Raw genomic sequence first — 14,116 nt, 5'->3', positions numbered from 1 at the left:
CATTAAGCACATTCCTTTTGAAAGCTATTTAATAGTGTGGCATAAGCATCATTGGCAAGACGCGGGCCAAATTGAGCAACAACTTCACTTGAGATTAAGATCGCAAGTTCGGCAGCAGTTTGAATATTAAAGTCAGCATTTAAAGCATATAAGAATGCGCCTGCAAAAGCATCACCAGCGCCATTGGTATCAATCGCATTAACTTTGCGACCTGCAACACTAAACGTTTCGCCAGCGTGGTGAATACGTGCACCTTGTGCGCCCATTGTAATGACAACGTCCTTACTTAATGCTTTAAGTGCCTCTAATGCTGCATCAATGCTCTCAGTACGCGTATACATTAAGGCTTCTTGCTCATTACAGAGTAATAAGTCTACGCCGTTGCCTACAAGCTCATCGAGACCTTCACGTGCGTATTGAACCATTGCTGGATCAGACAATGTAAGGGCAATTTTCACATGATTGGCTTGTGCAATTTCACGTGCTTGTTTTACTGCTTTGCGTGCAGTTTCGCTAGTTGATAAATAGCCTTCTAGGTACAACCATTTCGCAGTGGTTAAAGGGTCGAAGTCAATTTGAGCTTCAGAAAGTTCAGCTGTGATACCGAGGTAAGTGAGCATTGTACGTTCGCTATCTTCACTGACGAGTACCATGCATGTACCTGTTGTGCCTTCACTGATTGATTTTTCAGTAGTAGCAATGCCTGCTTCATTGAGGCCTTTAAGATAAATTGAGCCTAAATCGTCATTGCCTACGCGGCAACCATAAAATGCAGAACCACCTAATGCGCTAAATGCAACTGTTGTGTTGGCTGCAGAACCACCAGAAGCTTGACCTTTATAGTCTTGGCTTGCTTGTAGGTTTTGGAAAAGCGTTGCTTGAGTTTGACCATCTGTAAGTTGCATGATGCCTTTTTGCAAGTTTTGTTCAAGAAGGAAGTGATCAGAAACTTTAAATTCCTGGTCAATTAACGCATTACCAATTGCAAAAAGATCAACAGTTGCCATGTCTTTCGGTCACATCAAAAAAATGAAAACCTAAGTTTACACGAATGCTCAGGATTGCTGTAGTTTGTTGAATAAAATTCATTTTATGGGTTTTGGTTGAAAATTAGACAAAAACAGCGCATTTATAGGTTTTTTTAACGATTTATATTTTATTTGTAGTGCTTTGCTATTGATCAATTGTGATTTTTTTATTTTGATAGGTGCATTGGGTCATGCCATTCGTTTCGGGTGGTATGAATGATAAAAAACGATGAATTATAAGTGTGAGTATATGGAAATTAGTATTCGACAAGCCGATGGTTTGCCAGCGCAAATCGAGCAATTAGCAGCATTGGCACGACAAGAAGGCTATCAATTTATTTACAAACTTATAGAGGAATTCCAAAGCGGAAAAAATCGTTTTGATCAATCAGGTGAATTTTTACTCCTTGCGTATGATCAAGACCAGCTGATTGGTTGTGGTGGTTTAAACCAACAATGGGGAGACGCTGGTGTAGAAGACCGTATAGGTCGTGTACGACGTTTTTATGTGCATCCAAAGTATCGTCAATATGGCGTAGGTAAGGCGCTGTTGCAACATTTGGAAAAGCAAGCTAAGCCATTTTATTCAGCACTTTGCCTGAATACTGAGCAAAAAGGTGCTGCTGGCTTTTATCAAAAGCACAATTATGTGTTTGTCGAAAGTCATCCAAACTACAATTATTTTAAATATCTGATCGCATAATATCTGTTGGATGAATAAAAACCCTATCTAAATAGGGTTTTTTTATGAGTTATTATTTTATTATTCATCGTATTAGCCTCATGTGATTACCAAATAAGATTTAACTTTGAGTGTCATCTGCTGTCACTTTCTTTTAATCTGTTTTTAAGTTCTGCACCTAACAATAAACTTATGTTCTGTAGATGAAGCATCTAAACATGATTGCGACAAATGACACAGCGTATTCAAAAGAATTGCTTTCGAAAGTTCCACAAATTACAGCGTTGTTTTGGCTCACAAAAATCTTTGCGACAACCTTTGGCGAAACTGCGGGTGATGCGGTTTCAATGTCAATGAATTTAGGATATTTGGTCAGTACCTTTATCTTTGCTGCTATTTTTATTGCATTGGTGATTGCACAAATTCGTGCTAAAACCTATCAACCATTTTTGTATTGGGCGACCATTATTGCCAGTACTACTGTCGGTACGACTTTGGCTGATTTTGTCGATCGATCTTTAGGCATTGGTTATGTCGGTGGGAGTACTTTGCTATTGAGTTTGGTGCTCATTTCACTGTTTGTGTGGCATAAAGCTGAAGGCAGTATTTCTCCACATGCGGTTAATCATCCGCGTGCAGAATTGTTTTACTGGTTAACGATTACATTTTCACAAACACTGGGTACAGCCTTAGGAGACTGGTCTGCGGATAGTGCAGGCTTGGGCTATACCGGGGGAATTGTACTGTTTAGTGGTCTGATTATTTTTATATTAGCATTGTATCGTTTTACTTCGGTGTCGCGTACGCTACTGTTTTGGGTGGCTTTTGTATTAACGCGTCCCTTGGGGGCTGTGGTTGGCGACTTCTTAGATAAACCTATCAGTTCTGGTGGATTGGATTTAAGCCGATTTGGTGCCTCAGCGGTGTTGCTCATTGCAATTATCATTTGTGTGATATGGGCCAAAGCGCGGGATAAAAAAACGGTATCAACTTTATAGCAATTGCATTTCGACTGAAGTCAGTCATTTAAATTGTTTCAGTAGATGTTCGCGTAAAGGCTTTAAATTCTCCTCAATAGGAAGCATTTGGAAAGTAGACTAATTTGCTTGGAAAATTATCAATCAATGAGTCGTATTGATGTTTTTCAGGTTATACTCAGAACACTTAAAAAATGCTTTGAATTGAGGAGACCACATGACTGTAGATGTCACTGAAACCATTTCACAAACTGTACATCCTGCGTTTCAGTTGGTACGTCAACACCATGTTGAAGCCCTAGACATTTTAGTGTCTGAATATAAACATAAAGTGACTGGCGCAGTGCATTATCATTTGGCTGCCAATCATGACGAAAACGTATTTTTGGTGGCATTTCGCACCCAGCCTATGGATTCAAAAGGCGAAGCGCATATTTTAGAGCACACAGCTTTGTGTGGTTCAGAAAAATTTCCTGTACGCGATCCGTTCTTTTTAATGATCCGCCGTTCACTCAACACATTTATGAACGCATTTACGGCAGCGGATTGGACAGCATATCCATTTGCGACACAAAACAAAAAAGATTTCCAAAACTTACTTGAAGTGTATATGGATGCTGCCTTTGCGGCGAACTTAAATCCATTAGATTTCGCTCAAGAAGGTATTCGTATTGAGTTGGAAAATGATGAGCCTGTATATAAAGGTGTGGTATTTAATGAAATGAAAGGGGCAATGAGCTCACCTTCAGATCAGCTTTATCATCAGCTCGCACATCATTTATTCCCAGAAACAACTTACCATTACAACTCTGGTGGCGATCCGAAAGACATTCCAGATTTGAGCTATGAAGAACTGGTAAATTTCTATAAATCGCATTATCACCCAAGTAATGCCGTATTTATGACCTTTGGTAATGAGTCCGCATATAACTTACAAGAACAGTTTGAAACTCTAGCTCTGTCTAAGTTTCAGCAAGGTGAGACTTTATACTCTAAAGCAGAACGCCGTTTAACTGCACCTGTAACAGTGACTGAAAGCTATGCAGTAGATGCAGAAGATTTAAAAGACAAAACGTATCACATCATTTCATGGTTATTACCAGAAGCCAGTGATATTAAATTGCGCTTGGGTATGCGTTTGGTTGAAGGAATTTTACTTGAAGATTCAGCTTCACCTTTACGTCATTATTTAGAAACTTGTGGTTATGCACAGTCTACTGGCCCAATTATGGGTGTAGATGATTCAAACTTTGAGATGACTTTCTACTGTGGTGTACAAGGTTCAAACCCTGAGCATGCAGAAGAATTTAAAGCTGGTGTATTTAAGGTCCTTGAGCAAGTTGCTTCTGCACCTGTAGATGCGCAAATGGTTGAAGCAATTTTGCATCAAATCGAATTGCACCAACGTGAAATTAATGGTGATGGTACACCATACGGCTTAAGCTTAATTTTGAATGGTTTAGGGAGTGCTATTCATCACTCTGACCCCGTACATGTATGGGATGTAGACACGGCCATTGAACAAGTGAAAGAAGAGTTGAAAGACCCAATGTGGCTTTCAAACTTGATCAAAACGCATCTGATTGATAATCAACACCGTGTGCAAATGACTTTGGTGCCTGATGCAGAAAAATCAGCTAAAGAAGCTGAAGCAGAAAAAGCACGCTTGGCAGCGATTGGTGCGCAATTAACAGATGAACAAAAAGCGGAAATTGTAGCGCAAACTGAAGCACTTAAAGTACGCCAAGATACACCTGATGATCTGAATCTTTTACCTAAAGTAGGTTTAGAAGATGTGCCAGCAGAATTGCAAATTGTGCAAGGTCAACTGCGTGAAATTATCAGCAATGGTTTAGATACGCCGTTGAATTTGTACCATGCTGGAACCAACGGTATTTATTACCAACAAGTGTTAGTGCAAATTCCACAAGACATCGTGCAGTCACCATATTTCAACTTACTGTCAATTTTGGTAGGTGAAGTTGGTGCGGGTGAATATGACTATCTTGAGTTGCAACAGCTACAAACAGCTGTCAGCGGCGGTCTTGGCATGGGTGCATCTTTACGCTCAAAACTAGACGATAAAAACCAAATTACAGCATGGTTAACGTTGACCACAAAGTCTTTGGTTAATAATTTAGACGCGATTCGTTTATTGAAAGTAGCCTTTGAACAACTACGTTTTGATGAAAAAGACCGTATTATTGAGTTATTACAACAACGTAAAACTCGTTGGCAGTCGCGTGTTTCGGGCGCTGGTCATAGCTATGCGATGCAAGTTGCGGGCCGTAACCACAGTGCTTTAGCACTACGTGATTATAATAATACGGGTTTAGGCGCACTCAATTGGTTAACAGAGCTTACAGCGAAAATCGAACAAGATGAAACTGCGTATGATGCACTCATTGCAGAATTGCAGTTGATTCATCATCGTATCTTAAAAGCACCTAAACAGTTCTTGTTGGTTTGTGAAGAGCATCAATCTGAACGCTTGGTTGAAGAAGTTCAAACCATTTGGGATAAGTTATCTATTGAACCAAATGATCGTGAACTGACTCAAGTTAAAGCAACTGTTACAGAAAACGATGAAGCTTGGTTAATTCAAGCCAATGTTCAATTCTGTTCAGCTGCTTATCCTGCTGTAGAAGTATCACACCCAGATGCGGCACCGTTAATGGTGTTAGCTGCTTATTTACGTAATGGTTTCTTACATAGTGCGATTCGTGAAAAAGGCGGTGCTTATGGTGGTGGTGCAAGCTATGACGGCAATGCTTGTTCATTCCGTTTCTATAGCTACCGTGACCCGCGCTTAGCAGAAACATTCCAAGACTTTGATGCCAGCATTGAGTGGTTGTTAAATGCACCGCAACAAGAACATCAGCTGGAAGAAGCAATTTTAGGTTTAATTGCGAGTATGGATAAACCAGGTTCGCCAGCAGGTGAAGCGATTACAGCGTGTTATTCATTGCTTCATAAGCGCACGCCTGCATATCGTAAGTTGCTTCGTACGCGCTTACTTGCAGTGAACTTAGATGATTTGAAGCGTGTCGCTACAACATATATTCAATCGCAAAAACCAACAAAGGCCGTGGTTGCACCTGTTGCGAAACGTGACATTTTGATGGAACTTGGTTTTGATATTAAACAAGTGAACTAAATAAATAAAACAAGAAGGGAACTTTATGACGCTTCGTAACTCTATGCGTAAGTCTTTACAGTATGGTGTTGCTTTTACTGCATGCGTGGTTGTAACCGCGCATGCTGATGTACAAACAATATCTGCGCCTCTGGCAAAAGATACGCCTAACCCAGCATCTGCACAGGCCTGTGTAGCATTAGATTCAAATGTTGAGCGTTTGACTTGCTACGATACTTTGTTTAGACCATTACCCACGGTAAATGCGCCTTCATTGGTTTCGGAACGTCAAGCGGCTCAGGAAATTAAACCTGAGGCGACGGCTAAGCTTAGCTTGAAAGAAAAAGTAAATAATGCATTGTCTGAGCATTTATTTGCAGTTGAAGCGCCGAAGTTATCTCCTGATTTGTCTTTATTAGATCGACGCTGGGAGCTTTCACCTGAGAGTAAGTTAGGTACATGGAATATTCGTGCATATCAACCTGTGTATTTATTGCCAGGCTTTTGGAGTTCAGATAAAAATGAACAACCGAACAGCCCAAATCCACTCAATAAAGTGACAGCAGCTGAAGAAACACGCTTAACCTCGATGGAAGCTAAATTCCAATTGTCATTAAAAACCAAAGCTGTTGAAAACTTGTTTGGTGACAATGGCGATGTTTGGTTGGGTTATACGCAGTCATCTCGTTGGCAAGTTTATAACGAAGACGAATCTCGTCCATTTCGTGAAACCAATTATGAACCTGAAGCCAGTATTGTATTTCGTACTAACTATGAATTACTGGGTTTAAATTGGCGCATGTTGGGCCTGACCTTTAACCATCAATCGAATGGTCGTTCTGACCCGTGGTCACGCAGCTGGAATCGTGTGATTTTAAATCTAGGTTTTGAGCGTGATAACTTTGCGCTAATGCTTCGTCCTTGGTATAGACTTGAAGAAGATATGCCTGATGACAATAACCCAGATATTAAAAATTATGTGGGCCGTGGTGATATGACTGCGTTTTATCGCTGGAATGATCATGAGTTTAGCTTAATGCTACGTCATTCATTAAAAGGTGGTGATGACTCACATGGTGCAATGCAGTTTGATTGGTCATTTCCAATCAGTGGTAAGTTACGTGGTACCGTACAATTATTTGATGGTTATGGCGAAAGCTTAATTGATTATAACCACCGTGCGACTTATGTCGGGGTGGGTGTATCTTTGATGAATTGGTATTAAATGATTTGATAATAGCGACTTAGCTATCACTTAAAAACCACGCCGAGGCGTGGTTTTTTATATGCGTGATTGAGGTTTTGGGTGTTGGATTATGTGAATTATCCAATCTGAATTTCGGCTTGTGGATGTTTTAAGCGACTCTTTTTAGGGGTGGCAATTAAATAGGCCAAGGTTAATGGCCCTAAACGACCAGCAAACATCAGTAGCATCAGCACCCACAGACTCGCAGGTTGCAAATCATCAGTAATCCCACGTGATAAGCCTACCGTACAGGCTGCTGAGACAGTTTCAAATAATAAATCCAAAAAGTTTTTATTTGGCTCAAGGAGCAATAAACTAAAAAAGCCAAGAAAAATCAGCATAACTGTAATAGAAACCACGGCAAATGCTTTAAATGATGTTACTTTAGATACCGAGTGATTGAACACGCGAAGTTCATCTTGGCGCCTTAAAAAAGTAATAACGCTGAGTATCATAATAATAAAAGTGCCAACTTTAATGCCACCCGCCGTACTGAGTGAACCCCCACCAATGAACATAAGAAGCATAGTTACCAATGCAGATGCATTGCTCATGTGCTCTAACGGTAAGCTATTGAAACCAGAAGAGCGGGGCACGGTCGCGTGGAACCAGGCATTAACCGCTTGATCGCCCAAACTCATGTGTGCCAAAGTTAGCGGATTATTGGCTTCTAAACCCCACATAATCAGAAAAGCCGTGATATTTAAACCTAAAATACTGCTTAAAATAAGTTTGCTGTTGGTGCTTAAGCTACGCCATTTTTTATTGCGTTTGATGTCCATCAGGACTAAAAAACCAACCCCGCCAATGATATACAGCATACTGATCGTAAAGGTAATAATGTATTGGTCGGCAAAGCTCATTAAGCTATTAGGGAAGAGGGAAAATCCCCCATTGTTAAAGGCGGAAATACTGTAAAAGGCGGCATAGAAAAATGCTTGGGCAAAGTTGTAATCATCTAGCCATGCAATCGTTAAGACAATGGTGCCAATAGCTTCAAAAAATAAGGAGTAGAGTAAGACACCTTTAATGGTGTAACTCACCTTACGTAAACTGGTTTCTCCAATGGTGTCTTGCGCTAAAATTTGCTGTTTTAAGCCAATTTTTGGAGAAAGGCTCATAACTGCTAATATGGCAAAAGTCATAAAGCCTAATCCACCACATTGAAGTAAAAGCATAATGATGACTTTACCAAACACAGTATAAGCTTCACCGACATTCACAACCGATAATCCAGTAATCGTAACTGCCGAAGTTGCTGTAAATAAAGCATGTAACCAGCTCAGCTCTTGATGATGCGCAAAGGGAAGCTTCAGCAATAAGGTGCCAATACAAATTAGACTGAGAAAGCCCAATGCTAATATGCTGGGCGGACTAAGATTGAGCGTCTTGCGCTTTTTATTATGTAGTTTCATTCGGTTTTAAAGTGCTTTGCGAGTCGACGTAATGGTTCGAGTAAACCTTCAACAACTAAAATATCATTGGTTTGCAAAATCATATTTGGGTCAATGCTAAATAAAATTTCTGGACCGCGCTTATGCAGTAGCGTTCGGACTTCATTTTGATCCATTAACTGATGAAAGCGCATGCCATTTTGAGCTTCCTTAAGTTGTACTTTAACGATGTAATGATCGTCATCTAAGACCATATAGCGACTAACCATTGGATAGCTTAGAGATTGCGCTACACGTACACCCATGTCTTCTTCAGGGTGAATAATTTTAGTCACACCCAAATGGGTTAAAATCATGTGATGTGCTTTAGATTTGGCTTTCACCCAGATCTTTTTTAGCCCCATATTTTTAAGATGGAGCACGCATAAAATACTGGCTTCAATGTCTTCACCAATTGCCACCACAGCAGCATCACAGTTTTGTATATTTAATTCCTGTAGTACATGCTCATCTGTTGCATCGGCAATAACAGCATGGGTCAGTTGTTCGGAAATACTTTCGACGTATTTTTTGTTGCTGTCTATACCAATGACATCATGATGAAGTCCAATTAATTCCGTGGCAACAGTTGCGCCAAAACTACCCAAACCAATGACTGCAAATTGCGCCATATTCAGTCCTTTTTATTACGATCATATTTATTAACGATTCACTGCTGTTTGCATGAAGCAGATTCGTCTAAGCTTGTTCTCGATATAGTATCTTTTTCTGATCTGTCCAGCTATTCAGCTTACATGCTGTAAAGAAATAAAAGCAAAATACTGGACCACTCTGTAAGGAGCGGGAGATGAGTGCAACCTTGTATGAGTTAATACGTATGGCATTTCCAGAATTAAAGGAGCTGCCTTTACCTGATGAACCAGAACTGTTTTCAAATTTTGAAGCATGGATAAATCAGCTTTACCCGAATTTAATGCGCTTAGATGGTTTAGATGTTCAGCAAAACGGAATTGCCGAATGTCATCGGCTTCAGCAATTGCAAATCGATTTAGATGAGTTAAAAAGTCATATACAAGATGAGATGTCGACTTTTTATAATATGTACGAAAGTTCAGATTTAGAAGAAGAGTACGAGGAAGATCAATTACATGCTTATGATTTTGAGTTTACTTATAAAGTCATTTTGAGCAATATCCAAATGTTTGTTGAGCCTTATGATTTGGCTGTGCTGGCTATTGAACAAGATCAACCGTATTGGATGTTGGTTCCAGAAAATGATGAATTAATTCAAAATATTATTCATCATTTTGGATTGGTATTTAGTGCATCTGAGCCAATGCTTCGCATCGATTAAATCAAGTTCTCTTGTATTATTTCACCATGGTTGTCTTTTGATGCGATTTAAAACAATTCTGTTCAGCTATTGTCATGAATCTTTCAAATTGCATAGTTATGCTCTGAATGTGTTAATTAAATGGCGCATTGCTGGCGCAAAGGCCTGTTAATCATTTGAAATGGTCAATTGTTCGACCACGTATTTAAGTGCCTTCACGATGAATGATAAAAAAATATATAAGATTCTGCAGGAATGGTTTCCAGAATTAGACTTTAAGAAAGTGCCAAAGGAAAGCCAACGACGCGATTTTGAACATTTTAAAGCATGGATGATGACTGAGAAAAATAAGGGTTACACCCGAACTTATTTAATGGCTTTACATCCCGAACATGCTTTAGAAAGTCATATTCATCAGGCAGCTGTTTTACAAGACTTGGCACTAGACTTGGAAAAAGCCCAATTTGAAATGATGCAGGCAGTTCAACCTACGCTTTATCATTATGAAAAAAACAAAGCAAATATTGGAAAGAATTACCAAGTTCAAGAGCAAGTGATCGAGATGATATTGTCTAAAATTTATGAGCGCTTAGACGCATATAATTTTCGGATGCTACTCATTTATGCGGATCAATATTATTGGATTGCAGTTCCAGCACATGCAGAAAAACTGAATAAATTTTGTAAAAAGTTTGAAAAGCAATTTAAAGCAGAACAATTGAAAATTGAGCTATTTTCAATGTCGGATTGTTTGCAATCTACTTAGGTTTGGCACAACTTAAGATTAGATATTTATAAAATGGCTTATGCAAAATTAGATGCCAACAAAATAAAAAAGCCTGCAATCATGCAGGCTTTTTTATACAAATCGGCTTATTTTAAGAAACGTTGGTAACCCAAGTTATTGGTGATTTCAGCATACGGATAAGTAATGCTTTCTAGTGTTTCAATTAAACCGTCTGGATTTTGTTTAGCATCAGTTGCTTCCATACCCACCAGTACGCGACCTTCAGCAGCACCGTGGTTACGGTAATGGAAAAGCGTGATGTTGTGGGTAGGGCCAAGACGTTCCAAGAAAGTCAGTAGCGCACCTGGACGTTCAGGGAATTCAACACGGAATAGGCGTTCATTTTCGATATCTGCATGACCGCCAATTAAATAACGGATATGAAGCTTAGCGACTTCATCATCAGAAAGATCATCTACATCGTATTCAAACTTTAATGTTTCATAGATGTCATGACGTTCTTTTTCTCCACCTTTTAGGCTGATACCCACAAAGACTTGCGCCGCAGAAGAATCACTTGCACGGTAGTTGAATTCTGTGATGTTACGGCCTTGCAGAGCACGACAGAATTTAAGGAAAGAACCTTTTTCTTCTGGAATGGTTACGGCAAAGATTGCTTCTTTACGTTCACCGAGTTCTGTACGTTCTGCAATATAGCGTAAGCGGTCAAAGTTCATGTTTGCACCGCAAACAATTGACACCATATTTTTATCTTCTAGGCCATGCTCAGCAACATACTTTTTAATCCCTGCAAGCGCCATTGCACCAGATGGTTCAACAATGCTACGGCATTCATCAAAGGTATCCTTAATGGCTGAACAGATTTCATCTGTATTTACCAGTACAACTTCACGCTCAACAATTGGGCCTGAGTTATCTGATTTTTGCAGTTGAATCACTTCAAATGGCTTTTCACCAATTTGCGCAACGGCAGTACCGTCGGCAAATAAACCTACAGATGGAAGAATGACACGTTCATTGGCTTCGAACGCTGCTTTTAAACATGCAGATTCATCATATTCAACAGGAATGACTTTAACATGCGGTGCTACATCACCTAAGTAGGCTGCTACACCAGCAATTAGACCGCCACCGCCTACTGCAACGAATACGTAGTCGACATCACGCCATTGACGTAAAATTTCGTTGGCAATTGTACCTTGACCCGCCATAACGAGTTCATCGTCATAAGGGGGAATAAACGACATGCCTTCATCTTTTGCGCGCTGGATTGCATATTTGTTTGCGACGTCAAAAGAGTCACCATGCAGTACTACTTCACCGCCTAAGCGTTTAACGGCTTGAACTTTAATATCAGGTGTTGTCTTTGGCATGACAATAATGGCGCGAATACCCAACTTTTTACCAGATAATGCCACGCCTTGAGCATGGTTACCTGCAGAAGCAGTAATAACGCCACGTTCTAACTGAGATTTCGGTAATTGACTGATACGGTTGTAGGCACCGCGCAATTTGAAAGAAAAGACAGGCTGCAAGTCTTCACGTTTAAAACGGATATTATTCTTGAGCTTTTCACTAATTCGTGGCGCTGCTTCGAGTGGGGTTTCGATTGCAACGTCATAGACCGTTGCCTGTAATATTTGTCGAACCAAACGAGACAGCATGTTAATTTTCCATCTAACAGTTTAAAATAGGCGTTCATTGTAACAAACACCCGTACATTTGGGCTGTAAAATCAGCAACAAATGTCAAAAAATAGTTGAGCCAAGTTATGAGTCTGTATGCTACCCAAGATGAAAAGAAACAAGCTGTCGCAAAAGCTGCGTTAAAGCATTTGCCAAAAGGCGGTATTTTGGGTGTTGGTACAGGAAGTACTGTGAACTTCCTCATTGAATTATTGCCAGAACTTCAATTGGAAGCGGCTGTTGCGAGTTCTGAAGCAACTGCACAACGCCTTAAAAAATTAGGCATTGAAGTTGTAGATATGAACAGCGTAGGCGGTTTGGATGCCTACGTAGATGGTGCTGATGAAATTGACCGTCACATGCACATGATTAAAGGCGGTGGCGCTGCACTTACACGTGAAAAAATTGTTGCGTCTATTGCGAAAAAATTCGTTTGTATCGTAGATGATTCAAAATGGGTAGATCAATTGGGCCGTGATTTTCCGCTTCCTGTAGAAGTGATTCCAATGGCACGCTCTGCTGTTGCGCGTAAAATCGTCTCTTTAGGCGGTGACCCAGTTTACCGCGAAGGTGTAGTGACAGATAACGGTAACGTGATTTTAGACGTACACAACTTAAATATCTTAAATGCGTTAGAGCTTGAAAAGACTTTGAATGACATTCCTGGTGTTGTGTGTAACGGTATCTTTGCGTTAAACAAAGCGGATATTGCTGTTGTAGCAACCGATAACGGTATTGAAGAGCGTACTGCTGTTTAATAGGCTAATATTTCCCTCTCCTTTTAGGAGAGGGTTAGGGAGAGGTTTCTTTTTAACAGCACCCTCATCCTAACCTTCTCCCAGAGGGAGAAGGGACTCCTAATATGTTTTTGAAAACTATTTAAAATTCAATTTTATGCATTATTAATAAGCTTTTAAAAAGAATAAATGACACCAAACCTTCCTGAAATTCAAATCACTCGAAAATTACGTGCCACACGCTTGAGACTACGTGTAGAACCAACTCAAATTAAATTAACTGTTCCCCAGTTTTGCACGCAGCGCCAAGTTCAAGAGTTTTTAAAACAATCAGAACAATGGATGATTGAAACATGGCAAAAGCAGCAGGAAAAAGCAGGCCAAATTGATAAGACACTTCCAATTGAATTAAAACTCTTTAATTTAGAACGGCCTTTGCAAGTTATATATCAAACTCAAAAACATTCATTCATTTTAGATGAAGAAAATCATCAACTATTCATCAGTGATCGACAGCCTGAATCTTATTTAAAGTCTTTTGTCATAGCGTATGCAAAGCAATATTTACCGACGTATTTGAATAAGCTAAGTAGTGAAACAGGACTGAGATTTAATCAATGCGCAGTTCGTCAGCCTAAAACCCGCTGGGGCAGCTGTTCTGCCAAGCATGACATTATGCTGAATAGCGGATTGGTACTGTTTCCGCATGAAATCACGCGTTATGTTGCGGTACATGAGTTAGCACATACTAAGCACTTTGATCACAGTTCAAACTTTTGGGCAGAAGTCCAAAAGCATGATGTTTATTTTCAGCAGCATCGGAAAATTTTAAAAACCACGGCCTTGCCATGGTGGTGGAATAAATAAATCGATTTTTTGAAGATAATGAATGATATCTATTAAGTATTTATACATATAAAAAATAGATTATTTATTTTTATAAAGGCAAACAGCCTTATTTTTAATTTTTTTATATATTTTCTTTTTTATTATTTAGATAAATAGAATTAGAGTATTTACTTTAATAGACTTCTTTCATAAGTCATTTTTCACTCAGTTCCATATTATAGATTCCCGCAATTAAATTGAATCTTAAGCCCAATCTTTTGCCACGGTTACGATATCGCTCAGCAAGGATTTTGAAGGTTTT

The 14,116-nt window shown here is 39.5% G+C and carries 12 protein-coding genes and 1 pseudogene; 8 read left to right on the top strand and 5 right to left on the bottom strand.

The window, feature by feature from the left end; genetic code table 11:
• Positions 1-2 precede the first annotated feature (2 nt).
• Entirely contained in the window at positions 3-1,007 is a 1,005-nt protein-coding gene (locus HYG93_RS01610) for an adenosine kinase (protein ID WP_178961713.1), read from the bottom strand.
• 271 nt (positions 1,008-1,278) lie between these two features.
• Between HYG93_RS01610 and HYG93_RS01605 the strand changes: the two genes are divergently transcribed.
• From HYG93_RS01605 to HYG93_RS01590, 4 genes are all read left to right on the top strand, one after another.
• Positions 1,279-1,731, top strand: coding sequence for a GNAT family N-acetyltransferase (locus HYG93_RS01605; RefSeq protein ID WP_106984759.1), 453 nt, complete (start codon positions 1,279-1,281; stop codon positions 1,729-1,731).
• Positions 1,732-1,928: 197 nt separating this feature from the next.
• On the top strand, positions 1,929-2,708 hold the full coding sequence (locus tag HYG93_RS01600) for a hypothetical protein (protein WP_178961711.1): 780 nt from the start codon (positions 1,929-1,931) through the stop codon (positions 2,706-2,708).
• A 196-nt stretch (positions 2,709-2,904) separates the two neighbouring features.
• Positions 2,905-5,844, top strand: a complete 2,940-nt coding sequence (locus HYG93_RS01595) for an insulinase family protein (RefSeq protein ID WP_178961709.1) — start codon at positions 2,905-2,907, stop codon at positions 5,842-5,844.
• 118 nt (positions 5,845-5,962) lie between these two features.
• A complete protein-coding gene (locus HYG93_RS01590; protein ID WP_372658467.1) occupies positions 5,963-7,048 on the top strand; it encodes a phospholipase A in 1,086 nt (361 codons plus the stop codon).
• 98 nt (positions 7,049-7,146) lie between these two features.
• On the opposite strand, the gene HYG93_RS01585 is transcribed toward HYG93_RS01590, so the two are convergent.
• Positions 7,147-8,484, bottom strand: coding sequence for a TrkH family potassium uptake protein (locus tag HYG93_RS01585; RefSeq protein ID WP_106984755.1), 1,338 nt, complete (start codon positions 8,482-8,484; stop codon positions 7,147-7,149).
• A complete protein-coding gene (locus HYG93_RS01580; protein ID WP_106984754.1) occupies positions 8,481-9,134 on the bottom strand; it encodes a TrkA family potassium uptake protein in 654 nt (217 codons plus the stop codon). The genes HYG93_RS01585 and HYG93_RS01580 overlap by 4 nt, the downstream gene beginning before the upstream one ends.
• 176 nt (positions 9,135-9,310) lie before the next feature.
• Between HYG93_RS01580 and HYG93_RS01575 the strand changes: the two genes are divergently transcribed.
• Both HYG93_RS01575 and HYG93_RS01570 read left to right on the top strand, forming a co-directional pair.
• Entirely contained in the window at positions 9,311-9,817 is a 507-nt protein-coding gene (locus tag HYG93_RS01575) for a hypothetical protein (protein ID WP_106984753.1), read from the top strand.
• A gap of 199 nt (positions 9,818-10,016) precedes the next feature.
• On the top strand, positions 10,017-10,562 hold the full coding sequence (locus tag HYG93_RS01570) for a hypothetical protein (protein WP_106984752.1): 546 nt from the start codon (positions 10,017-10,019) through the stop codon (positions 10,560-10,562).
• Between the two features lie 107 nt (positions 10,563-10,669).
• Here HYG93_RS01570 and ilvA read toward each other — a convergent pair whose 3' ends face one another.
• Complete coding sequence (gene ilvA / locus HYG93_RS01565; RefSeq protein ID WP_120365997.1) at positions 10,670-12,208, bottom strand: threonine ammonia-lyase, biosynthetic; 1,539 nt, start codon at positions 12,206-12,208, stop codon at positions 10,670-10,672.
• Positions 12,209-12,315: 107 nt separating this feature from the next.
• On the opposite strand from ilvA, the gene rpiA reads away from it, so the two are divergent.
• Positions 12,316-12,987, top strand: coding sequence for a ribose-5-phosphate isomerase RpiA (gene rpiA / locus HYG93_RS01560; RefSeq protein ID WP_106984750.1), 672 nt, complete (start codon positions 12,316-12,318; stop codon positions 12,985-12,987).
• Positions 12,988-13,155: 168 nt separating this feature from the next.
• Positions 13,156-13,833 carry a SprT family zinc-dependent metalloprotease gene (locus HYG93_RS01555; protein ID WP_106984749.1) on the top strand — a complete coding sequence of 226 codons (678 nt, stop codon included), beginning with the start codon at positions 13,156-13,158 and terminating at the stop codon, positions 13,831-13,833.
• 175 nt (positions 13,834-14,008) lie between these two features.
• Here the strand turns inward: HYG93_RS01555 and HYG93_RS01550 are convergent.
• Positions 14,009-14,116 (bottom strand): annotated as a pseudogene (locus HYG93_RS01550) (IS5/IS1182 family transposase); the annotation flags it as partial.

Origin of the sequence: Acinetobacter sp. SwsAc6 (assembly GCF_013391565.1) — a bacterium.
GTDB classification, from domain to species: Bacteria; Pseudomonadota; Gammaproteobacteria; order Pseudomonadales; family Moraxellaceae; genus Acinetobacter; species Acinetobacter cumulans.
Note: the sequence above shows the minus strand (reverse complement) of the source record. Positions and strands in the feature narration are given on the sequence as shown.

Coding starts and splice junctions, on each gene's coding strand:
- HYG93_RS01610 (WP_178961713.1), bottom strand. CDS start 1,007: ATGGCAACTGTTGATCTTTTTGCAATTGGTAATGCGTTAATTGACCAG.
- HYG93_RS01605 (WP_106984759.1), top strand. CDS start 1,279: ATGGAAATTAGTATTCGACAAGCCGATGGTTTGCCAGCGCAAATCGAG.
- HYG93_RS01600 (WP_178961711.1), top strand. CDS start 1,929: ATGATTGCGACAAATGACACAGCGTATTCAAAAGAATTGCTTTCGAAA.
- HYG93_RS01595 (WP_178961709.1), top strand. CDS start 2,905: ATGACTGTAGATGTCACTGAAACCATTTCACAAACTGTACATCCTGCG.
- HYG93_RS01585 (WP_106984755.1), bottom strand. CDS start 8,484: ATGAAACTACATAATAAAAAGCGCAAGACGCTCAATCTTAGTCCGCCC.
- HYG93_RS01580 (WP_106984754.1), bottom strand. CDS start 9,134: ATGGCGCAATTTGCAGTCATTGGTTTGGGTAGTTTTGGCGCAACTGTT.
- HYG93_RS01575 (WP_106984753.1), top strand. CDS start 9,311: ATGAGTGCAACCTTGTATGAGTTAATACGTATGGCATTTCCAGAATTA.
- HYG93_RS01570 (WP_106984752.1), top strand. CDS start 10,017: ATGAATGATAAAAAAATATATAAGATTCTGCAGGAATGGTTTCCAGAA.
- ilvA (WP_120365997.1), bottom strand. CDS start 12,208: ATGCTGTCTCGTTTGGTTCGACAAATATTACAGGCAACGGTCTATGAC.
- rpiA (WP_106984750.1), top strand. CDS start 12,316: ATGAGTCTGTATGCTACCCAAGATGAAAAGAAACAAGCTGTCGCAAAA.
- HYG93_RS01555 (WP_106984749.1), top strand. CDS start 13,156: ATGACACCAAACCTTCCTGAAATTCAAATCACTCGAAAATTACGTGCC.